Annotated in this window: 15 protein-coding genes; 2 read left to right on the forward strand and 13 right to left on the reverse strand. The window is 46.3% G+C overall.

Features of this window, described 5'->3' with window-relative positions; all coding sequences use genetic code 11:
- Window positions 1-48: 48 nt before the first annotated feature.
- From PPA03S_RS12890 to PPA03S_RS12925, 8 genes are all read right to left on the reverse strand, one after another.
- Window positions 49-1620, reverse strand: coding sequence for a type 2 periplasmic-binding domain-containing protein (locus PPA03S_RS12890; RefSeq protein WP_062323446.1), 1572 nt, complete (start codon window positions 1618-1620; stop codon window positions 49-51).
- A 63-nt stretch (window positions 1621-1683) separates the two neighbouring features.
- Window positions 1684-2553, reverse strand: coding sequence for a carbohydrate ABC transporter permease (locus PPA03S_RS12895; protein WP_062323448.1), 870 nt, complete (start codon window positions 2551-2553; stop codon window positions 1684-1686).
- 2 nt (window positions 2554-2555) lie between these two features.
- Window positions 2556-3437, reverse strand: coding sequence for an ABC transporter permease (locus PPA03S_RS12900; RefSeq protein ID WP_245683598.1), 882 nt, complete (start codon window positions 3435-3437; stop codon window positions 2556-2558).
- A gap of 173 nt (window positions 3438-3610) precedes the next feature.
- Window positions 3611-5194 carry a helix-turn-helix domain-containing protein gene (locus PPA03S_RS12905; protein WP_062323453.1) on the reverse strand — a complete coding sequence of 528 codons (1584 nt, stop codon included), beginning with the start codon at window positions 5192-5194 and terminating at the stop codon, window positions 3611-3613.
- Window positions 5172-7010 (reverse strand): sensor histidine kinase, encoded by a 1839-nt coding sequence (locus PPA03S_RS12910; RefSeq protein WP_157284135.1) that lies wholly within the window; start codon window positions 7008-7010, stop codon window positions 5172-5174. The genes PPA03S_RS12905 and PPA03S_RS12910 overlap by 23 nt, the downstream gene beginning before the upstream one ends.
- A gap of 320 nt (window positions 7011-7330) precedes the next feature.
- The gene (locus PPA03S_RS12915) at window positions 7331-8185 is read right to left on the reverse strand and encodes a carbohydrate ABC transporter permease (RefSeq protein WP_062323455.1); all 855 of its coding nucleotides are present in this window, start codon (window positions 8183-8185) and stop codon (window positions 7331-7333) included.
- Window positions 8186-8189: 4 nt separating this feature from the next.
- Window positions 8190-9062: a carbohydrate ABC transporter permease gene (locus PPA03S_RS12920; protein ID WP_082704148.1), complete on the reverse strand. Its 873-nt coding sequence runs from the start codon at window positions 9060-9062 to the stop codon at window positions 8190-8192.
- Window positions 9063-9189: 127 nt separating this feature from the next.
- On the reverse strand, window positions 9190-10500 hold the full coding sequence (locus tag PPA03S_RS12925; protein ID WP_062323459.1) for an ABC transporter substrate-binding protein: 1311 nt from the start codon (window positions 10498-10500) through the stop codon (window positions 9190-9192).
- Window positions 10501-10621: 121 nt separating this feature from the next.
- Here PPA03S_RS12925 and PPA03S_RS12930 point away from each other — a divergent pair, with 121 nt between their 5' ends.
- A complete protein-coding gene (locus PPA03S_RS12930) occupies window positions 10622-11581 on the forward strand; it encodes a helix-turn-helix transcriptional regulator (RefSeq protein ID WP_245683599.1) in 960 nt (319 codons plus the stop codon).
- A gap of 119 nt (window positions 11582-11700) precedes the next feature.
- Here the strand turns inward: PPA03S_RS12930 and PPA03S_RS12935 are convergent, their stop codons facing one another.
- The 3 genes from PPA03S_RS12935 to PPA03S_RS12945 form a co-directional block, all read right to left on the reverse strand.
- Entirely contained in the window at window positions 11701-15684 is a 3984-nt protein-coding gene (locus PPA03S_RS12935) for a DUF5695 domain-containing protein (RefSeq protein ID WP_082704136.1), read from the reverse strand.
- Between the two features lie 120 nt (window positions 15685-15804).
- Window positions 15805-17790: a glycoside hydrolase family 127 protein gene (locus PPA03S_RS12940; RefSeq protein WP_062323462.1), complete on the reverse strand. Its 1986-nt coding sequence runs from the start codon at window positions 17788-17790 to the stop codon at window positions 15805-15807.
- Between the two features lie 245 nt (window positions 17791-18035).
- Window positions 18036-18956 carry a ketopantoate reductase family protein gene (locus PPA03S_RS12945; RefSeq protein ID WP_062323465.1) on the reverse strand — a complete coding sequence of 307 codons (921 nt, stop codon included), beginning with the start codon at window positions 18954-18956 and terminating at the stop codon, window positions 18036-18038.
- 150 nt (window positions 18957-19106) lie between these two features.
- Here PPA03S_RS12945 and PPA03S_RS12950 point away from each other — a divergent pair, with 150 nt between their 5' ends.
- Complete coding sequence (locus PPA03S_RS12950) at window positions 19107-19658, forward strand: TetR/AcrR family transcriptional regulator (protein WP_062323468.1); 552 nt, start codon at window positions 19107-19109, stop codon at window positions 19656-19658.
- Window positions 19659-19967: 309 nt separating this feature from the next.
- Here the strand turns inward: PPA03S_RS12950 and PPA03S_RS12955 are convergent, their stop codons facing one another.
- Entirely contained in the window at window positions 19968-20336 is a 369-nt protein-coding gene (locus tag PPA03S_RS12955) for a VOC family protein (RefSeq protein ID WP_062323470.1), read from the reverse strand.
- Window positions 20337-20994: 658 nt separating this feature from the next.
- Complete coding sequence (locus tag PPA03S_RS12960; RefSeq protein ID WP_062323472.1) at window positions 20995-21858, reverse strand: SDR family NAD(P)-dependent oxidoreductase; 864 nt, start codon at window positions 21856-21858, stop codon at window positions 20995-20997.
- Window positions 21859-21900: the final 42 nt, after the last annotated feature.

Below are 21900 nucleotides of genomic sequence, written 5' to 3' on the forward strand. Positions count from 1 at the left end.
CCGCCCGTCTTCAACTGAATAGAGGGCGGATATCCGTTTTGATGGTTATTATTTCTGTACCTTGGCATACCATTCTCTTGCGCGCTTTGTAACCTCTTCGCCACCTGATTTATTCCATTTATCTACAAACTCATCAAACTTGCTGATCGGGTACTGCCCCAGAATGATTTTGGTGGCGTATTCCACATATAATGTACGATTGTTAATGTCCGGGAAGCTGTCGTATACGCTGGCTGGCATACCGTCACCGGCAATGACTTTCGCGTATTTCTGGGCCTCCTGCATATTTCGGGTCACCTGGTCGATCGCCCATTTACTGTCTTCCGATGACGTACTGTTAAACAGATCTATCGTAAAGTCAAGGGTCGCCAACGTTGAATACGGATTCAAAATTTGATTTTCCTGACTGCTCTTGTCATCGGGAAGTTTAACGGCCTTGCCGTCCTTCATCTCATAGTGCATGCCTTCCACGCCCAGAAACAGGTCCTTCCAGTTCTTTTTGTCATACATATTGTTCAGCAGCTTCAGGGTAGCCATCAGCTTGTTCTCGTCCTTATTGTTCTTGATGACCCACTGCGGAGGTGCGAATCTCTTCATCGTGTAGAAACCTTCATATCCCTCGACTTCCGGTACAGGGAGCACGGTAAAGTTAGCCTTCACGTCGGTGTTCTTCTCCAGATTCTCCAAAATCAAATTGCCATGCTCAACCCAGTGAAAATAATTCCCTACCTTGTTGGACTGAATTTTGCCATCCCACTTATCCTTTGTATTCAAAAGTGATTCCTTGTCAATTAATCCTTCCTTGTACAGTTTGGCCGCGAATTCCAGCGCTGCTCTCATATTCGGAGTCACTGCGGAATAAGTCAGCTCACCATTGTAGATATCCCACTCCGGATAACCTTCGAACATGGCTACCCCGTACATGGCGAACAGGTGATCCATCCACCTAGCCTGCTCCCTGCCGCCGGTAGCCAGCTCATCCTTCTGGCCGTTACCATTCGGGTCCTTGTCCCGGAATGCTTCGAGTACCTTAACGTATTCGTTCTGCGTCTTTGGCATCGTCAGACCCAGCTTATCGAGCCAATCCTGACGGATCATGCCAGCGTATCTCCCATACTCCACAACACCGGGAATATAATAGATTCTCCCCTGACCCGTAGGATCGTTCGCTTTGACCACATCCCACATATCCTGCGGAATGGCCTCCCATACATTGGGCGCATATTTGGGCAGCAGGTCGGTCAGATCGGCAATGGCACCATTTTTAGCCAAGCTGTCTTCAATCCCCTGCTGGGGTATGAATAAGTCCGGCATTTCATTGGCGGCGATTTTCAGATTCAGCTGGTTCAGATAATTGGTGCCCCCGTTCCATTCCACATACGGATGAATCACACCCACGCCAAGCTTTTCCTTATAAAACTCATATAACTTGCTGCCCTTGGTAATCGGTTTATAACCAATGTTCGTTCCCCATACTTCGATATCCACCGTTCCATCCTCATTGCCGGAAGTCTGGCCAGAAGCGGAAGTATCACCCGGAGAGCTTGAATTGCAGCCGGTAATCGTGCTTATCGCAAGAACACCTGCGGCCATCAATAAACCCATCTTTTTAAGAATCATAGCTAATCCCCCTTCATCACGGTTATTCTTGGACATTCTTCCTGTTTCATTGGTAAAACGAGATCAGCCCTTCACCGAGCCAAGCATGGCTCCTTTGACAAAATACTTTTGCAGGAAGGGATACACAATGATGATCGGAATGATCGCAAAAATGACTGTTGCCGCTCTCAGTGTCCGCTCATTATAATTCAGTTCCACCGTTGAAGCAGCACCTGCCATCATGACGCTATCATCGGTGATAAACTGCCTGATCTTGATCTGCAGCGGAAACCAGTTGGTATCCTGCAGGAAAAATAGCGGATGCTGAAACTGGTTCCACAACACTACACCGTAGAATAAAGCAAGAGTTGCCATAACGGCTTTGGATAATGGAAGAACGAAATGGAACAGCATTCGGAAATATCCACAGCCTTCAAGAAAGGCTGCCTCCTCCAGCTCCTTGGGAAATTGTTTGAAGAAGGTTCTCATGATGATTAAATTAAAGGGATTCAGAATATGCGGCAGGATCAGGACCAACGGATTATCATAAAGTCCAATGCTGCGGACCGTCAGGAAATATGGAACGATCGGCGCTTTGAAGATCATTGCAATCACAACGCATACCATAATCACGGAGCCCCAGCGAAACTCTGACTTGGACAGTGGATACGCGAACAAGGCTGTCATCAGAAGAGCCAGTACCGTCCCAATAACCGTAGTGCCTACCGTCAGAAAGAAGGACTTCCACAGATCCGGTCGATCAATGATGTACTTCCATGAATCAAGCGTAAACTCTTTTGGCCACAGTGTTACCAGGTTCATGTCCACGACGTTTTTGGAACTAAATGACGTGGAGATTACGGACAGAAGCGGTACTATGGCTGCAATGGAAAACAGGATGAGAAAAATGGTAACTCCGGTAACAAATGCTCGTTCTCTTTTGGATTCAACCATCCCTACCAAAGCCCCCCATCCGACACTTTTTTGGACAGTTTATTAAATACAAATACCAGGATAAAGCCAATCACCGACTGAAATAATCCAACTGCCGTCGCGAAGCTGTACTGTGCTTGCTGAATGCCCGTCCGGAACACGTAGGTGTCCAAAATATCTCCCACACTGTATGTCATCGGAGTGAGCAGATTAAATACCTGATCAAATCCGAGATCCAGGAAGTTTCCGATCTCCAGCAGGAAAAGCACAAGTACGGTTGGTAAGAGCAGCGGGAACGTGATATGGCGAATTTGCCTGAGTTTCGATGCACCATCAATCATTGCAGATTCGTAGAGTTGGGGATCGATTGCGCTAATTGCTGCCATGTACACCACAGTTCCCCACCCGGCGTCTCTCCAGATGGACGAGATTGCATAGATGGGTCTGAAATATGCACTCTCCTGCATGGCCAGCACAGGTTCTAAACCAAACCACCCAATAACGATATTGAACAATCCGCTTAAAGAAAAGAAATCGAACAGGATTCCGCCCACAATAACCCAGGATAAAAAATGCGGGATATACAGCGCCGTTTGGATTCCTTTCTTTAACGCCGATTTGCGAATCTCGTTAATCATCAACGCCAACAATACAGGCACCGGAAAAACCAATACAAGTTTGAGAAAGCCGAGCATTAGGGTATTTCCAAAAACCCTGGCAAAATCGGGATGGTCAATTAAGGTCTTAAAATGTTTGAGTCCTACCCACGGACTATCACCGAACCCTTGAAATACCGAGTAATCCTTGAAGGCGATAATCGCACCGCCCAGCGGGATAAATTTAAACACAATTAGAAAAACGATGCCTGGAATAGCCATCACGTATAGTGGCCAAAACACTTTCATTCGATGAAACGCAAAAACCTTCAACTTATCCCCCCCAGTATTCTCTAATGAATCCGCTTACAATCCAACTATACAGCCAGAATAATCCTCTCTCAATTAGGCATTTTTAAGTTAAAACAAGTGATTTTTAAGAAAAAGGATGCCACTTCGAAACGAAGTGGCATCCTTAATTTTTATTGTTCTGCAAGACTTTTCCGATAATCCCTTGGTTTGAATCCGGTCCATTTTTCGAACATGCGTGCAAAATGCTGCGCATCCGAATAACCCACCTTATGGCAGATTTCATATATCTTCAAATCCGTCTGTTCAAGCAATTCCTTGGCTTTGCTGATCCGTATGTGGGTCAAGAAATTCAAGTACGTTTCGCCTGTCTTTTGTTTGAAAAATTGGCTCAGGTAATAAGGATTCATGTAAAAGCGAGCAGCTAATTCAGCTAGACTGATGGGTTCATCATAATGGGCTGTAACATATTCCTTAATCTCTGAGATCATGTCCCTCTTTTTGGAAGTACGATGTTCCAGCATAAATGCAATGATTCCGCCAATGACTTCTACCATCCATTGCTCCAGAGACGCCAGTGTCTTAAACCGTGATATACCCTCCAAAGATAACAGCTGACGACTCAACAATGTATTCTGCTGAAGCTGCTGAAAAGATACCTTTCGAATGCTTAGCAGAAGCAAGTTCAAGCATTGCAGTTGGAGATCTGCCGGACTGAAACCTGGTTCAGCTTCTATTCTCCTAAAGATTCGGTGGATCATATCCACGCTTTCTCTCTCATCCATACTGTCGATCGCGGCCTCCAGGCCCGCGATCATCTCCTCTGTAACCAGCTCGCTTTTCCCGGTCATATTCATGATCTGTGTAAACGAAAAGACGGGTTCTCCGCCCTTGATCACCTGATAGCTGAGCGCATTTCGCGCTTCCTCAAAGGATTGGCTAATACCACGAGGCTGTTCCTGCACGCTTCCGATGCCAATCACGCTCGACACGTTCAGTTGTCTGAACAGGACCTCATGAAGGCGCTGTGTCGTGTGAACCATATCTCTGTTCTCCAAAGCTGCACCGTGGATCACGATCACCGCAATTTGTGCGCCTGTATAGCGAAAACGATATACACTACCGTAATGTCTGAAGACGAGATCAATCTGCCTAAAAACGGAATCAAAACCAAGTTCCTTCAGACCTTCTGCGTTACTATTGATTTCAATCAGGATACACGCAAAATGTGCTCCCTCCCCAGGCATGCATCCGATCCTTAGCAGCTCCTCTGCAATTTCGGTATGGTCGTTGCCCATATCCAGAATATCTCGCAAGCCATCTTCCTGAATGCGGAGATACGTTGCCTTCTTTAAGGCATCCATTTCCTGGACTTTGCTTCGCTCTAGGCGAATCATCTCCATGACCTGACAGACACAGTCTCGCAACTCCTGTTCCTCAACCGGCTTGTTTATATAAAAATTCACCCCCAGCTTTATGCCTTTTTGGGCATATTCAAAGTCGGCATATCCGCTTAGCAAAATAAATTTGCTCTGGATACCGACCGTTTTGAGCATTTGGATCATGTCCAGTCCACCGGCCTGCGGCATTCGAATATCGGTAATAACGATGTCCGGCTGCCATCTTTGAATCAGCTCGAAGCCTTCAAGCCCATTGTAGGCTGTTCCAACCACTTCACATTCCGGAATATAGCGATCTACCATCTTTTTGAGTCCTTCCAATATCCCTTTTTCATCATCCACCAAGATCAGTTTCATTTCTCTCACCTTCCTTCTTCGCATTGGAACTTATATGCTGAGGTATGCCTATCCCTGGAATCCGAATTTCGATGGTCGTTCCATTTTTGATACCAGACAACACCTTAACGTAATATGAATCTCCATAATGGAGCATAATCCGTTCTGCAATGTTGGTCAGACCCAGACCGTTCTCTCCCAAATCATCTGGGTTATCCAGGCTGTATCTATTTGAAGCCGCCTGTTCCAGCAGCGCATCCAGCTCCGCCAATTTCTCTGCCGTCATTCCGGTTCCGTTGTCTGAAATTCGGATCAGAATCTCTCCGTGTTCCGTCCAGCTCCCCTCAATTTCGATACATAATGCCTGGCTGTAGCCTGCAAAACCATGGTTGATGCTATTCTCCACGATAGGCTGAAATACCAAAGGAATGATGCTGCACTCCAGCATTTCATCCGGCATGTTAACATCCAATTCGAACATATTATCGAATCGGATGTTTTGAAGCTGCAGATAGTTGGCTGTGTACTCCAGTTCATGCTTAATCGAATGGTGCCTTCCCTCTTTCCCAAGCGTTAACCGAAACATACGAGCCAGAATTTTAATCATCCCTGCCGTTTCCTCGTCATCTTTCACCAATGCCTTCATTCGAATGGATTCCAATGTGTTGTATAGCATATGGGGGTTAATCTGATTTTGAAGAGCAAGGAATTTGGCTTGACGCTGCTTGATCTCTCCCACGTACACCTCTTCAATTAACGTTTTGATCGTGATAATCATTTTGTTGTAGCTATATACCAGGTTTCCAATCTCATCGTTGGTATGTTCTTTCTCTATGGGCAGATATTGACCTACCTCTGCTTGCTTCATGCTTCTTCGAAGTGCCTTGATGGGTCTAGTAATCGTATAGCTTAGCCACAGTGAGATCAGGAAAATAATCAGACAACTTGCCATGATCACGATCATGGTCAGCCCTTTCATCTGATTGATTTTATGCAGCAATTTGGACCTGGGAATCTCGGTTTTGATGAATAATTCCCCTTGTGAAGTTTGTTCCGATAAAATAATCCGCTCTTCAGTTCCGCTGTCTCCAGTGAGATCGAATCCTGAATGGAGCAGCTGCTCCCATGTGATCCGGCCACTGGCTGCTTCGGAATGATAAACGATCTCTCTTCGATCATTGCTTATAATTACGCTAATACCATACTTGTCGCGGGCCTGCAAAAACTCAAGCTCAAGCTGAAGTAGCGTAAATGGATCGAGATCAATAAGAAGCATGCCGGCGTATGCCCCCTTGGAGTTAAACAGAATCCTCCCCACAGTCACAACAGCACCTGCGCCTTTGTCCTCATAATAGGAACGATCATGCAGGCCGCTAATAAAAAAGGTCTGATCGGAATGACGGATCTGTTTGTACCAATCCCGGGATAATAGTCTGTTCTCATCCACTCTGCTAGTCGTAGTCGTATATTGGTATACACTGTTATCGCGGCTGATCAGCATTACGGTACCAATTTCGGATTTGAGCAATGAAACTCTCATGAGAAGTTGCTGTACAGCAACCCGTTGATTAACCTCCTCGTTCATGGGTACACTTGACCCTTCTCCGAGCTTATAGATCAATTCGTTGTCAACCAGTACGGACTTTGTAATCTTGTCATATTCCTTGATGAATTCATTCAATGAAGATTTGATCTGGGACGTATACAGGGAGGCAAATTCCTGTGAGGATTCTTCCAGTCCTTTGGCTGACTGCTGAAATATGAATACGCTTACAATTAATACTGGAATGATGCACGCCAGAAGGTAACTTATCATTAACTTGTTTTGAAATCTCATATTCTTAATCCATATATGTAACTTTCTGATCCGGTTGTTATACTCCATATTTAGCTCTCCATTAGTATTGTCAGTAATTCCGTTAACTTTACATCCGATTTCTGTTTCTTGTAAAGAGTCTATTGGGAGATTTTATATATTTCTCAGCACTAACTGGAGTGAGATCGCTCATCTCCAAGGTCCGTATCCAGCATTTTGAGTCAGCTGCATAGCATAAGTTCACAATTAAATTTTGACAAAAAAATTGCACCCCAATGGCTAGATGGTGTCTAACAATTGGGGTGCAGTTCAACAAAGATCAACTACCTTTCTTGTTTGCTTCAGCCTTTCACCCCTCCAACCGTGAGACCTGAGATAAAGTAGCGCTGAAAGAAAAGAAACAGAATTAGTATAGGCACAATGGCAAGCACTGCTCCTGAGATCAGTTCCTCATAATGATTGCCCAGCGGGGATACGAAGGAAGCCAGCCCGATCGGCAGGGTGAACTGTTCCGTTGTCCTCAGGACAATGAGCGGCCAGAGAAAGTTATTCCAGCTGTTCATGGCCTGCAAGATGGCGATTGCACCAAATGCCGGGGCCATCAGGGGCACCATGATACGGAAGAAGATGCCAAACTCGGTACAGCCGTCTATTCTGCCTGCGTCCATAAAATCCTTGGGCAAGCCCTGAGCGAATTGTCTGAAGAAGAAGATCGGCAAAGGGGCCACCACAAAAGGCAGAATGATGCCCCACACCGTGTTGATCAACTTCAGTTTAATCGTCAATTCATACAGAGGCAGGATAATAATTTCCATCGGAATCATCATCACAACCAGCACAAGGGTAAAAATTAGATTTTGTCCTCTGAACCGGTACACGCCCAGTCCGTAACCAACCATGGACGAAAACAACAGGCTCACCACCGTGAACAATGCGGTGATGACCAGACTGTTTTTGTACCAAGTGAAATAGTGGCCTGCCGCTCCGGATCCGGCAAATATCGTCTTATAATTGTCAAGGCTCATCAACGCCCAGTCCCAACGCACGTTGAGTCCGTACCGGAACAATTCAGCAGCAGGCTTCAGTGAGGCTAGTATTAATGCATACAGAGGAAACAGCATCAAGACAGCTAAAACCGCAAACAACACCAGTAATACCAGAGAAGCAGCACTTATTTTAGTTCTCCGACCACTCAAGGTTCTAGTCCTCCTTCCTGAACATGCCCAGTACGGTCAGCTGAAGTATGCTAATCACAAGCGTGATCACGAGCAATGTGATGCCGATGGCTGCACCGAATCCGAGATTAAAATATTGGAATCCCTGCTGATAGATATAACCAACCATCGTCAGTCCGATATTTTGCGGAGAAGGTTTGCCTGCCCAGAGCATGTAGCTTTCCGTGAACATCGCATACCCACCATACAGCGTAATCGTAATCACATAGATGGTAATTGGCTTAAGCATGGGCACCGTAATACTTGTGAATTTCTTCATCCCTCCAGCACCATCGATATCTGCCGCCTCATACAGATCCTTGGGGATGCTCTGCAGCGCTGAGAGAAAGTACAGCATATTAATGCCCATCCAGCGCCAGCCTGCGAGCACGATCAGTGCAACCATCGCCAGTGACGAACTGTATAACCACTGCTGGCTCGGAATGCCAAAGACATTCAGGATGGAATTCATCAGCGCTCCGTCGAGTTCTCCGAAGATGAGCCGGAATACAACCCCCGCCACTACAACCGAAGTCAGTGCAGGAATAAACAGGGCTGAACGAAACAGGTTCCGCGCCATCATGCGACTGGAATTGAGCCATACGGCAAGCACCATGGGTACCGGAACCAGCAGCAGCAGCGTCCAGAAGGTGTAACGGGTACTATTCCAAAGTGCGGCACGAAAGTCGGCGTTCCAGAGTTTGCTGTAATGCTCAAGCCCCACAAACTGTATATCTCCAGGAAGAACCTGCTGAAAGCTCATCATTCCGGCTCGAAATAACGGATAAGCAAAAAAAATGAGAAATGACACGATGAACGGTAATACAAAGCAATACGGAGCCCATGTCCTGGCATTCATTCTGATGCTCCGGCGCTTGGTGGCACGTAAAGAAGCTGTTGTTTCCTTATGAAGCTGCACTGTGGACCAACCTCCAACCTGGAATAAGCCATATACTCTAGATCAAAAACGTTCCCAACAACACCGTTTACCGAGTCAATTCAGCCTGCACGTCATTCAAAACTTGTTCAGGATCCTTCAGGTTAATGAAGATCTCTGGCATCGCCTTATTACGCACTGCATCGAATACCTCAGGTGACTTCTCCCGAATGTGGACTGGAGCAATCTCATCCTTCACCCCCAGCAGGGTGTCAAAAATATCATCACCGAAGTAATCCGTATATTTGTTCGACTCCTTCATAGCTGCATCTGTCCATACATCTGTGCGAATCGGGTCAAATCCAAGCTGCTTCCAGATCTGAATGTTACCCTCTTTGGACAGTTTGGCATAAGCGAGAAATTGTTCGGCGAGTTCAATCGAAGCAGACTGGTTAGTAATGGACGTTGCTGTACCTCCCATGCCTGCAGAACGATTACCGCCCTCTTCCCAGGCCGGCATTGGGCGGATGATCATCTTGCCCTTGAGATCTGGAATGTGATCGGTGAATCGGTTCATGAACCAGAACGGCATAAACACCGCTGCTGCACTCCCCTTATCCATGTATCCGAAGTACTCTTCCGTGTCATGCCCTGCACCGGGTGCAACAGCGGCAACACCTTCTTGGACCATTTGCTGAAAGAACTTCATTGTTTTAATATTGATGGGCGCATTCACGGTTACATTGCCATCGGCATCCACCTGATCCGACTTCTGCTGGCTAATAGCCGGCCACCAGGACCAGTTCCCGTTTCCTTCAAACGTGATCATCGGTTTGCCTGTCTTCTCCAGTACCTGCTTCCCTGCCTGCTCGAAATCGCTCCATGTTTTGATATCATCTGTGTTAACGCCCGCTTGATTCAGAATGTCCCGGTTGTAATACATAACGGTTGCACCGACATGGTAATCAATGCCGTAATACCTGCTGTCCTTGCTGTAGATTTCCACCCTGGATTGTACAATGTTGTTTAGCTCCGGCTGAATCATGTCCGTCAGATCTACCAGCTGCGGTACACCTTTCATAAAATTGGGGAACTTGCTCTGCTCGATATCAACCAGATCAGGTGCGCCAACACCGGATTGCAAGGCAAGCAAAAGCTTCGTATGCATATCGTCATAGGGAATTGTGGTTGCTTCCAATTCAATCTGTTGATCAGGATGGTCCTGATTCCACTGCTTTGCCATGCTCTCATAAAACTTCTGATGGGCATCCACAAAAGTCCAAAAGACCAGTTTGGTCACTCCTCCGCTTCCTGCCTCTCCAGATGTCCCGCCTGATGTTTCCTTTGTTGTACTGCAACCGTTCAGAGCCACCACCATGACAAGAAGACATACCCCGAACCATACCTGCATTTTCTTCATGTGCAAACCCCTTCCCAAAATTGTAATCTGAATCTGTTTAAGGATAGAAAACCGAAATTCGTAAGCGCTTTATTTTCTATGTTACTTGCTGTATCATATAAAATAAATGCTCGATGCCAACATGAATTTTAAATATTCCAACCTGTTCGGAGGTGCCGGATTGAACTCGCCCATCCTTCATTTCATCACCCCGCCCATTCCCTATTTTATTGATTGCGGACGTGCTTACTACGAAGCCGGTGAATATCACATCAGCCGCAGTGACATCGGTGTCTTTGACCTGATTGTCGTTACACGCGGTTCACTTGCCATTAGCGAGAACGGGACGGAATGGCTTCTGAAGCAGGGAGAAGCACTGATCCTTAAGCCGGATGGACACCATTACGGCAGCGCAGCCTGTAAAGCGGAAACGGAAATGATCTGGATTCATTTTCAAACCTATGGCAGCTGGAGAGAGTCTGCTAACATGGACGAATGCCTCGCTAATCAGGCCGAACTAATCGAGACCCATAAGGTAAGCGCGTATCTGAACCACTGTGATGTCTGTTCCATTTTCATCCCCAAACATATGCACATTTCAACCAAAGACATGGAACTGCTGGAGCATTTCTCTCAGCTTGATCGAGAGCCTCATTCCATGCGCAACTGGAAACGACAGGCGACCTTTCAGCAATTTATGCAGCATCTGGACCTTGGACTGTCCTCACTGTCCGACGTTGCCGCCGTCCGAATTGCCGAGAAAATTGAACTCTACATCCGCCACAATTACACTCTACCGATCTCCAATCCATTGCTGCAAAAGGAACTCAACTACCATCCAAACTATCTCGCACGCAGCATGCTGAAAGTGTATGGCATGACGCCTATGGAATATCTGCTGCATTACAGAATCGAACAGGCCAAAAAGCTGCTGCTGCAAACCGCCTGGTCCGTTGCTCGGATCGCCGAAGAGATCGGCTTCAATCATGTATCCTACTTCTCTTCCTCTTTCTCCAAAAAGGAGGGCATCTCTCCTTCCAACTTCCGCAGCAAGTTCACGAACACAGAAAATAAACCGACTCATTCAGAAGCGATACTCTGAAAAATAAAAAGCGTCCGCTCACCAGAGATCGCGTTATCCTGCAACGCGCATCCCGGGCCTATCGGACGCTTTCCCTTTTTTGTCTATCTTTTATGAAGGAGCACTAGACACATTTAAACCTAAGCTTCATCTTCACCTTGCCCTGCTTCTGGTTCCTGTTCTGCAGGACTGATTATCGTCACTGTGGCAACTGCTTTTAGATCGGACCCTACCACTGTTCCTTGAACGGTAAAAGTACCGACTTCCGCAAACTGTGCAGCCGTAATCTCATCCCAGATCACTGCAGTCTCCTGAACCGAATCATCGCTGTAAGTCGCAGAGAGGACCGCTGGCAGCACTGGCATTTCACCAACGGCTGCTGTGACTTCGAAGGATTCCAATGCTGTAATGTACGGCTGCTGCGTTTCACCTTCTTCCAGATCCGGCAGCATGATGGATTCATCTGTACCCTCCAGCCCCTGGGTGCTGCTGGAAGCCAGAGCTGCCACTTCCGTTGCACTAAGCGCGCGGCTGTAGATTCTGAAATCATCAATCAGTCCGTTAAAGTACGGGTCGGGATATTGGGATTTACCAATAAAATTGTTTTTGGTCTGACCCAAACTGGACGGCTTCAGCGTCATATTGTTGTTGCGCCCTGCCTCCACACCGTCCACATAAATGATTCCCGTGCTGCCTGTCAGGGTTACGGTTACATGCTTCCATACGCCTACAGAAAGTCCTGGAGCATTAATGACCTGCTCCTGTCCTGCGGCATTGCCTCCGGTTGTGATCGCAAACCGCATGTTGTTACCCACCTTCGGCGTGAGAAACATGTACGTTCCTGTTCCTGAGCCAAAATCAAAGATACGGGTAAAATCACTAAGCGCATTGGCTTTGACCCACGTTGCAATCGTTATGGAATCAGCTCTGCTGACAATCCCTTCAGGCAATTGCACATAGCCGTCATTGCCTGACAAGCTGATTGCCCGATTCTTCTTGCCTGGCACCCAGGATGTGGAGCCTTTCACTGCTGCATGACTGCCTGCTCCAGAGGAGTCTGCTGCAGTTATTCCACTGCTTTCATCAAAATTATACTGTGCCAGTTTCTCGGGAAGCGGCAGTGCAGGCAGAACTGTAACCTGAACCGTGTCAATGGCTGACAAGGCAGAGTCACTAGCCGTAAGACGGAATGTATAGATTCCGGCTGCAGAGACAGTAACTTGGGTATATGCCGCATTAGGTGAAGTAAATGCAACTTGTGCTCCTGCCGGCCCATTCGCCAAGCTCCATGTCATCGTAAGTTGCCCATTCGGAAGTCCATCGTCCGAAACGGTCCCCTGTAAACGAATCCGTTCCGGCAATGTTACGGATGCTGCTGTGCCTGCATCCACCGTTGGTGCTGCGTTGGCATCAGGGGTCGTTGGTGTAAGCTCGATGCTGAATGCAGCGGATGTACCGGCGTCCACTTTCAACGTGTTCACCGCCTGATACGCATTAAATTTGCCTTTCGATTGTCCGTCCACCTTAATTTGATATGTGCCTGTTTTCAATCCATGGAACGTAATGGATGTCTGATGAGGTTGGCCCGGTGTCAGATTCTTCATATCCAGCCAGACATAATCCTTTGCAGGTGCCAATTTGGCCCCGGTATACTGGTCTTTGTCCAGCTCAATGTATAGCTTCTCCGTAATCAGATTGAGCCGCTTAAACAATCCATCCAATGGTGTAATGTTGTATCGTCCATTTGTCATAGTAACGTCTGCTCCATACCCCGTTAGTCCAAAAATCGGATCCACGGCAATGTCGGCGCTCAAAGTCTGAAGCGCACCGAACAGTCCCAGATCAGCTTCACCTGTCATTCCCCGCCATCCGTTCAGCAAAGGAACATTCGTTCCGCCTCCGGTTCCGTTCGTTCCGTAATTTCCTTTCTCAGCCTGATAGGTCCACGAAGCTGCACCGAAATTCTCAGGATCGGCACTAATCTGACCCGAATTTATGGCGCCAACATTGGCGATCTTCGCCGCATATGACAGACGCTGCTGCTCTTCGCGCTTGCTACTCTCGTGGAATCTGATCCAGTCGTCCATGGCGTATCCCGCCAGCGAGGTCGTGTATTGGAAGTTAAACCAGTTCTCTCCGGTGATTGTGACCGGATCCGTGTAGTAATACCAGACCGGCATGTGTCCGCGGGAGGCACGGGTCTTGAGGTTGATTTTGCTCATAATCTCCACTGCTTTTCCTTGTTCTGCCGCCTGATCGGCATGCAGCTTCGCCAGCGTATATACCGCTTCTTCGCCTGTATTGTCATAGCTGTATTCCGAACCATACGGATAAGTCGTATTTTTGAAGTTACCATATTTCGTACGCATTTTCTCAATCATATCATTCGCTTCACTGTCGTAACCCTCAGCCTTCAGGGCTTGAATGATCGCGGGGGTTGTCAATTCGCCCATTAATCCGGTGTTCCAATTGTAGGCAACGGGCCCTTCATATAAGGCTTTGAAAATGTTATAGGCACGCAGCAGATAGGTTTGCTTATCATGCTTGTAAGTTACGAGATCAGGATATAAATTTGCGATCTTATACATGCTGAAATAGGTGTTATAGACATGTGGATAGGCGTATCCCCGATAGGTTGGCGTGGTATTGGGCTCAGGCATCAGAAAATCGTGAATCAGATAATCTTCATGATGTCCATTCATCAGATTGGTCCAGATCGCCGTCTCCAGGTAGTCATCGACTGCACGAATTTCTCTGGCGACAGGCGTGAGCGTGTTCTTTTCGGCGAGAAACTGTCCATGCGTCAGTCCCCAATCATCACCCCAACCCCAGTACCCGTTAAAGACATTTCGCTTGGACTTGGTATTCATCATCCAGTCATCAAACACTTTATCCCGGATGTCTCCCGGCAGATTCCACTGGGTTTTATCCACCATGAAGGTCGCGTGATCCTGCAGTGCCTTATCCACCGGATCGATGGCGTAGAATTGCAGTACTGTTTTCTTGCCTCCGTCATATTCCACGGTAACGTTATTTGGACCGAGCTGGCTGAACTGCAATTCATAGATTTTATGATCACCCGGTTTGCTCTCTTTCAAAGGTACGACTGTTCCATTCGCATACTGCACCTTGGTGATGGTTTTGGAAGTCCGCAGATCCACCTTCGCCTTCTGATTCGTTGGCACAATCATGCCGGGGACTACGGTTACATCAATCAGCCCTGCTTCATACAGGGCATTTTTCGCGGCGTGTTCGTCCGTAACGGCAAGGAACTTGAAGCCATACGTCTTGGACTGACCGGCTTCCAGAACGAGACTCGTATTCGGCAGATATCCCCGGTTGGTGGATTTAATGACGTTCGAATGGATATAGAAGACATTAAGGCCTTCAATCCATTTTCCTTCATTCACCGGATTCCAGGCCCACTTGCTGTCTGGGTGCTCTTCGTTACGCCATCGGTCCTGGTATTCGAATCCTGCTCCAGTGGCTGCATCCGGGATCAGCATCAGGTAGGAGCCAATGCCGCTTGGACGACTCGCTGTAATGTAGGAGCTATTGTTGCCCACAAACGAATGAGTTACCACCCGCGTTTCATAGATGGCATCGCCGTATGTCCACTGTTCATTGAATGGGAGCGGGAGTCCGAAGTCTCCGATTTCAAGCTTTTGGCCGCTCGTATTCTGCACTTCGATATTCCACAGAATGGAGCCGTCGGTCTGGGTCGTGTACGTCTCAATGACTTTGAAATTGCGAATTCCCTGAGCATTCGATGCATTGGCATACGTTACCGTCACCTGATTGCCTGATTTGGTGATGGTCCGTCCGTCTGCAGACAGATTGGTCCAGGCTTTGGTCCACGCACCGCCATTCAGTCGGTACGTAAACATCAGCTCACCCAACCACTGATGATCAGTTGTATTTTGCTCCGGCGCAACCGCTGCATTCATGACGTATTCCGTAGGAAACGCATCTCCCTTGATCTTGATTGAAGATATTTCACCGTGACTTCCTGTCTGGAGAATCAGCTTGTCAGTGGATAATTCGTGAGCATAGGTTTTGGCAGAAGCGAACATAAACACGGCCGCTAGAGAAAGAATGGCGGTCAGCACCATTTTGTACCTCATGAACTTAGCCTCCTCTTCATCTTGGTCTATACACCAATTCGGATCAGGTCTGAAATTGAAGGTAAGACGGATTTTTAGTATTACAGCTCGCTCCCCACCTCCTCTCCTGTTACACTGCCTTTATTCGCATTCCCGAATCCAAACGCTCATTTCCCCTTCATCCCGATTGGCCCAAGTGAAATAAGGAATGAAGTGAAGCTCGGCAGGCTGGGCATTCCAATGGACATCACTGCGATACAGATGCGGTCCCCAATCTTCATGGGATACCATCCGCCGCCCAATGGTTGTGAGTGCCGGAACCCCCAAGGGCATACGCTCACCACTGCCAATGTGAAACTTGGCGTCTCGGGGCAGCTGAATGCGATGCAATCCGCGGCCATTGTCCACTTCTTCGAGACAGTACATAAACGGCCCCCGTTGAAGGGCTACTTTACCGAAAGCATCTCTGATTTGCTCATGTCCTTTCATCCGCAGCAACTCCATAGGAAAATGAAGCCTGATCTCATCACCAGCTCTCCATGTACGGGTCACTTTCATGTAACCGTATTCAAAAATAAATCCACCATGTTCTGTCTTCTCCCCATTAATCCATAACACGGGAAATTTACACCAGTCCGGCTTTCTCAGAGCTATCGTAAACTCCATACCTTCCGAGGAATCGGGTCGAACCATCAGCTTCACTTCTCCGGTAGATGTATAGTCAGACGCCATGGTTAACGCTGCTCTTCTCCCCTTTAGTGTGAATTCCCCTTCCCCGCCGATGTACAATTGCACATACAACGTAGCCTGTTCCTCAGCTGAGGTATACACATATTGATCCAATGAAGCAAGTAATCGTGCAATGTTCGGTGGACAGCAGGCACAACCAAACCACCCTTGCCGGCGTGTTCGCACATGAGCATAAATAGGATTGACACGTTGAATCTCCGGATCGACTTCAAGCGGATTCACATAGAAGAAGCGTTGACCATCCAGGGACATTCCACTAATCACCGTATTGTACAGCGCCCTCTCCATAACGTCAGCATACCTGCTATCCGGGTTCATCTGAAGCATGCGCTTTGCCCAAAAGATCAGTCCAATCGAGGCACAGGTCTCTGCGTAGGCCGTATCTCCCGGCAGGTCATAATCGCCTGTAAATGCTTCTTCTTTTGCCGATGAACCAATGCTTCCCGTAATGTACATTCGCCTGCTCACGGTATTGTTCCACAACCGTTCACAGGCTTCTTTCAGCGATGCATCCCCCGTCTCTGCAGCTACGTCTGCCACAGCCGCATACATGTACACGAGCCGCACCGCATGACCTTCTGCTGTCGACTGCTCTCTAATGGGAAGATGAGACTGGGAGTAGCTGTGCCGATGAACCATGTCCAACTCGCCAAAATGTACGGTACGGCCCCTTTGTTTCCATTCCTCTACAAAAAAATGCGGACTGGCTCCCCGCTGATCTAGAAAAAAACGGCACAGGTCAAGATATTTCTCTTCCTTTGTCGTCTCATACAGCTTGAAGAGTGCAAGTTCAATCTCTTGATGCCCATCATAACCTGGCAATTGTCCCGGCTCTGTGCCAAACATGGTTCCTATATGATCCGCCAGGCGAATAACCACATCCAGCAGCGTGCGCTTGCCCGTGGCATGATAATACGCTACGCCAGCCTCGATCATATGTCCTGCACAATAGAGTTCATGGCATTCGGCCAGGTTCGTCCAGCGTGCCCCAGGTTCACGCAAGGTAAAGTACGTGTTCAAATAACCATCGGCCTGCTGTGCCCGTGCTATGGTCTCAACAACGGAATCCACAAGGACTTCCAGCTCCGGATCAGGCTTCGCAGAGAGTAAATACGAGGCTGCCTCCATCCATTTCGCAACATCACTGTCCTGAAATACCATGCCATAATGAACGCCCTCTTCCTCCCCTGCAGCGATGCGGAAATTCCGAATGGCCCGGCTTGGTTCAGCTCCTTCGATACGGTCATTAAGCGCTTCCCATTGGTAGGGAACAACCACGTTGCGGACCAGTTCAATATAATGCGACCAGAAGGGATCATTGATTTTATAGCTATACCCTGTTGTCTGTGGATAGTGCGGTACATCTGGTTTTGTCATGGGAACCTCTCCTTGTTCTATTCAATATCCTTATTTTACAAATCATTACATCAGGGTGAAATCATCATTTCCAACTGAAATTTATATGATTACAACCTTGGCTCGGAACACGAACTTGTATGGATAACATAAAAAAGCCGCTAAAATAGCGACTTCAATGGGAACATGTTCTTGTCCCTCGACAAACACTGACAGAACAAGACTTGATAACTAAAGTCTTAGACTGCCGCTGTTGTTTCGTTAGTTTAGTCAAGGATTTCTGATTTGATATCATGTTGACTTAAAAATTTCATTAAATCATCACGCAGCTGCCCAATTTCATTGCTAGCATTATTCGCATACTCCGGCAGCATCATATCCCTGACCATATTAGTTCGCAGCCATGTCATAAAGAAAAGATCTATAAATGTGTTTGGAAGTTTAAGCACCAATTTAAGTATTGGTGGATCAATTGAAACGCCAGCTTTTTGTATTGCCCTAAGATATGCTTTTAAAGTGACTGTTATTTGGCTTGCCTTCTTTCTGGTTCTGGCTGTTTTTTGGTCAATGATCCTATTCTCAGAGTGCAGCACGCTCAACATGGCAATGTCGGATACGGAATGTGTGATTAGATACGCTTGCATATCCTTTTTAATAACGTAGGGAAGCTTTGCTGTTTTAAATAATGTTGCGAGGTTTTCTATCCGTTCTGTCACTACACCATTAATTTCTCCAAATGCAGTTGCCGCTATAAACTTTGGCAGAAATCGAGCATGCAATACTCCATCTTTAATCTGTCCGCCGAAGCCGGGAAAAGCCGGTAAAAGTCGATCCCCTACGATATCCATCCACGAAGAAAATCCAATTGAATTACTAGTCATCGTAACTATATTTTTGCTTTGATTATCTTTTAGTGCTAACAACGCCGATTCGGACCGATCATAACGAACGGTAACGAAAATAAAATCGTAAACATCATCATTTTCGAGCGTATCAATGACACTCACTTGTATCGATCTAACTGTACCTTTTTCTATATATTGCAGGCCATTTTCTCTTAATGATTTAAATCTATTAGAATGTGCAAACAAGGTAACATCATACCCTGCTTCAATAAGCTTTATTGCGTACATGCTACCGATAACACCTGCACCAAAAATTAAAATTCGATCTTGTTTTGCTGACATGAAAACCACCCCTACACGTATTAACATTTCCTTTTGATTATCAGACAACATGTTGTATGATATGATTGTAAATCTTTAGTATTCCTTGATCAACCATCAGTTTTTTATGATTTGTCGGATGATATCCTTATTCGCTAGTAGGAGGGAAACATGAAAAAACAACCCCAAATCACGGAGAAAACAAGACAAACGTTTGTAGAAGTTTTTTGTGAGTTATATAGCCAAAAGCCGATTGAGAAAATTTCGGTTCAGGAAATTGCGAATAAGTCAGGATATAACCGCAGCACCTTTTATCAATACTTTACTGACATGTACGAATTGTTAGACTCTGTTGAAAATGACTTATTAACTGAAATGAAAAAAGAATTGGCGAATAAAGAGCTATCGATGCATACGGTTCAGGATACGCTCTTTTGTCTGGACAAAAGAGAACATCTTCTAGTTCTTAGTGCCCTTTTGGGTGATTACGGAAGTGCCCGTTTTTTAAAACGCTTAAAAAAAGAAATCACTTTGGATCAATTAGAATTAAATGTTCCGCAAAACCATTCCTTAACGCCATACTTCATTGAGTTTTACCTGACCACTTCCCTTTCTTTATTTCGTCTTTGGCTTCAGCGTCAAAAAGATTTATCGTCAGAAGAATTTTTCAAGTTAGTGGAGAACCTATCTTCAAGAGGGATTACGCCCTATTTTAAAGAATGAGTCTGTCATTCAGAGCCAGACGTAACGAAGTACGCCGCACCGGACTATTAATTTTTGCCTCTGATGCAGCGTGAGTCCGCCTTCCCTCCTCAACACTCCAATTTTTGGCCTCACTTGTGGTACCGCTCAGAGGTAGACAATTCGTCAATATGAAAAAACTCCCCTCACAGTAACAGGATTCATTATTTCACCTGTCTACCGTATGGGGAGAATACAACTTTTAAGAATAAGGTCTTAATATTGTAAAAAAATTTGGCTCACTGTGACAGAAGAAGTGATCACTAATGTTAAGCTAGATACACTTTTATATTAGGATTTACTGTGAAGGGTAATCAGGTAACCGTCTGGGTCGGCAAATGTAAAAGTTCGCCCGAATGGTCCATCTATAGGTGAAGATGTAATCTTTACGCCTGCTGTAATAAGCTTGTCGTGGATTTCTTGCGTATTGGGGGCATGAAGCCACAGAGCGACACCAAGTCCAGGCTGAGTACTTGAACCGAGTTCTGTTCCTGGCATCAGGTCACGAAGAGCAAATGCAATAGGCTTTGTTTCAAAGACTACAGCATGAGGTGGCCCTGCCTGTGAGCGAACCAGTCCAAGATAGTTTTGATAAAATTCTGCAGAGCTTTCAAGATTACTCACTTGAAGTGAAATGAAGTCGGGTCCAATTGCTGACATAATGTTAATGTCCTCCTTTGTTATATGGGGTTGTTATGGTAATCTTTTCAAGGAAACCGCCAATACACTGCACAGGGTCAATGGAAGCTCATTGTGATCATACGGCATGACTATAACGCACTATTCGTGTCGAGAGCTTTTGTCTCAAAACCCAGAGCTCTCTACTCATAACTCGCTCGTAGGTTATTCGCCATCGCCTCGAAATAAGCATCGGCGACCCATTCGTTTCATTATAGAGTCATGTAAATAACCTCTCTCTCACTTTGGATGTCTTGATTATATAAGCCCCCTACTGCCAACAGTATGTCAGTAGCGTTCTTTCATTTTCTCGACCTTCGACACAAAAAAAGTCGCTAAACAAAACTTTCCAGAACATTCTTTACAGCTATACATCCTTATACTCTTATCAACTATTGGGGCACTTTGAGCCTGAACATCTCAATTTTATTGGAATGGTCTTGGTGGTCAAACCCTTGATTCCTCCACCCGCATAGCGGGTGGTTTTTTGTTTCGCGCGTTTCACGCACTCAACTGGCTAAAGCCATAACGAAAAGCTCAACCAGTAAAAACTGACTGAGCTCATAAAATGACTATCCCTGTATGACACTTAAAACGTGAACGCATATCTCGATCGATTCAAAGCCCTTAACTCAGTCATTTAACTTGAAAACGCCCCGACAAGAAATTCATGGCTGTATATATCAGATATTTTTTCCAGCACACGCTGCGCATGTTCTGTAAATTTCAAGTCCGCAATCCGATCTTTAAACAGAAACACGCCGGTCTCATTGCTGTTTTTGCCCAAAGCTCCCTCATATAATAGGTTAGCTCCATGAGTAGGCGGGGAGGAAAAAAACTTCATAAACAGTTCAAACCCTGCGGTCAGTCCGGAATCTTTTCCTTTTCTTAGCGTGTTGTTAATGCCCGGGTCAACGCTGCGGATCTTGATGCCTTCCTTGGCAAGCTGTGGTGCGACGGCTTGGGTCCACAACGAAAGAGCCAGCTTTGAAGTCGCATATGGTCCATACATTTTTCGAAAGGTTTTGGGATGCTCCAATTTTTCGATCGTAAACTCCTTCGTAAATCTAAACACCTGCGATGAAGTGTTAATCACCGTTTTTAAGCTGCCGTTCTTCAACAGTTCCTTCAATTCCATCAGAATAATATAAGGAACGACCGTCAACAATTCATAATGCAATTCGCGGTCTTGTTTCGAATAGCGCAGCTCACTTAAGCCTCCTCCGGCGTTGTTAAACAAAATATCGATCCGCTGTTCCTTGCTTTTTATTTCTTCCAAAGAGTGTCTCAAGCTGCCATAGTCGGTGAGATCCTTCACTTTATAGGCTCGGAGCCGTCCGTCCTTGAGATGATTTTGGAGGAATCTATCGTCCGCTGGAAAATCCGACCGGTTCAAAGCAACTACCTGCCAGTTCTCTGAAAGCATTTTCCGGGTCAATGCCAACCCGATCCCGTTACTTGCGCCTGTAATCAGTGCGATATGTTCTCTCTGGTTCGTATTCAATGTATGTCCTCCTTCATTCAGAAATTCATCGGTTTTATGTGA

It is taken from the genome of Paenibacillus pabuli NBRC 13638, from assembly GCF_001514495.1.
Lineage (GTDB): Bacteria > Bacillota > Bacilli > Paenibacillales > Paenibacillaceae > Paenibacillus > Paenibacillus pabuli.

What these genes read in the sequence shown, in the direction of transcription:
- PPA03S_RS12935 (WP_082704136.1), bottom strand. Translation starts at nt 15,684, where the DNA reads ATGAGGTACAAAATGGTGCTGACCGCCATTCTTTCTCTAGCGGCCGTG.
- PPA03S_RS12945 (WP_062323465.1), bottom strand. Translation starts at nt 18,956, where the DNA reads ATGTCAGCAAAACAAGATCGAATTTTAATTTTTGGTGCAGGTGTTATC.
- PPA03S_RS12930 (WP_245683599.1), top strand. Translation starts at nt 10,622, where the DNA reads ATGAATTTTAAATATTCCAACCTGTTCGGAGGTGCCGGATTGAACTCG.
- PPA03S_RS12925 (WP_062323459.1), bottom strand. Translation starts at nt 10,500, where the DNA reads ATGAAGAAAATGCAGGTATGGTTCGGGGTATGTCTTCTTGTCATGGTG.
- PPA03S_RS12940 (WP_062323462.1), bottom strand. Translation starts at nt 17,790, where the DNA reads ATGACAAAACCAGATGTACCGCACTATCCACAGACAACAGGGTATAGC.
- PPA03S_RS12905 (WP_062323453.1), bottom strand. Translation starts at nt 5,194, where the DNA reads ATGAAACTGATCTTGGTGGATGATGAAAAAGGGATATTGGAAGGACTC.
- PPA03S_RS12910 (WP_157284135.1), bottom strand. Translation starts at nt 7,010, where the DNA reads ATGAGATTTCAAAACAAGTTAATGATAAGTTACCTTCTGGCGTGCATC.
- PPA03S_RS12955 (WP_062323470.1), bottom strand. Translation starts at nt 20,336, where the DNA reads ATGTCAGCAATTGGACCCGACTTCATTTCACTTCAAGTGAGTAATCTT.
- PPA03S_RS12895 (WP_062323448.1), bottom strand. Translation starts at nt 2,553, where the DNA reads ATGGTTGAATCCAAAAGAGAACGAGCATTTGTTACCGGAGTTACCATT.
- PPA03S_RS12920 (WP_082704148.1), bottom strand. Translation starts at nt 9,062, where the DNA reads ATGAATGCCAGGACATGGGCTCCGTATTGCTTTGTATTACCGTTCATC.
- PPA03S_RS12900 (WP_245683598.1), bottom strand. Translation starts at nt 3,437, where the DNA reads ATGAAAGTGTTTTGGCCACTATACGTGATGGCTATTCCAGGCATCGTT.
- PPA03S_RS12890 (WP_062323446.1), bottom strand. Translation starts at nt 1,620, where the DNA reads ATGATTCTTAAAAAGATGGGTTTATTGATGGCCGCAGGTGTTCTTGCG.
- PPA03S_RS12950 (WP_062323468.1), top strand. Translation starts at nt 19,107, where the DNA reads ATGAAAAAACAACCCCAAATCACGGAGAAAACAAGACAAACGTTTGTA.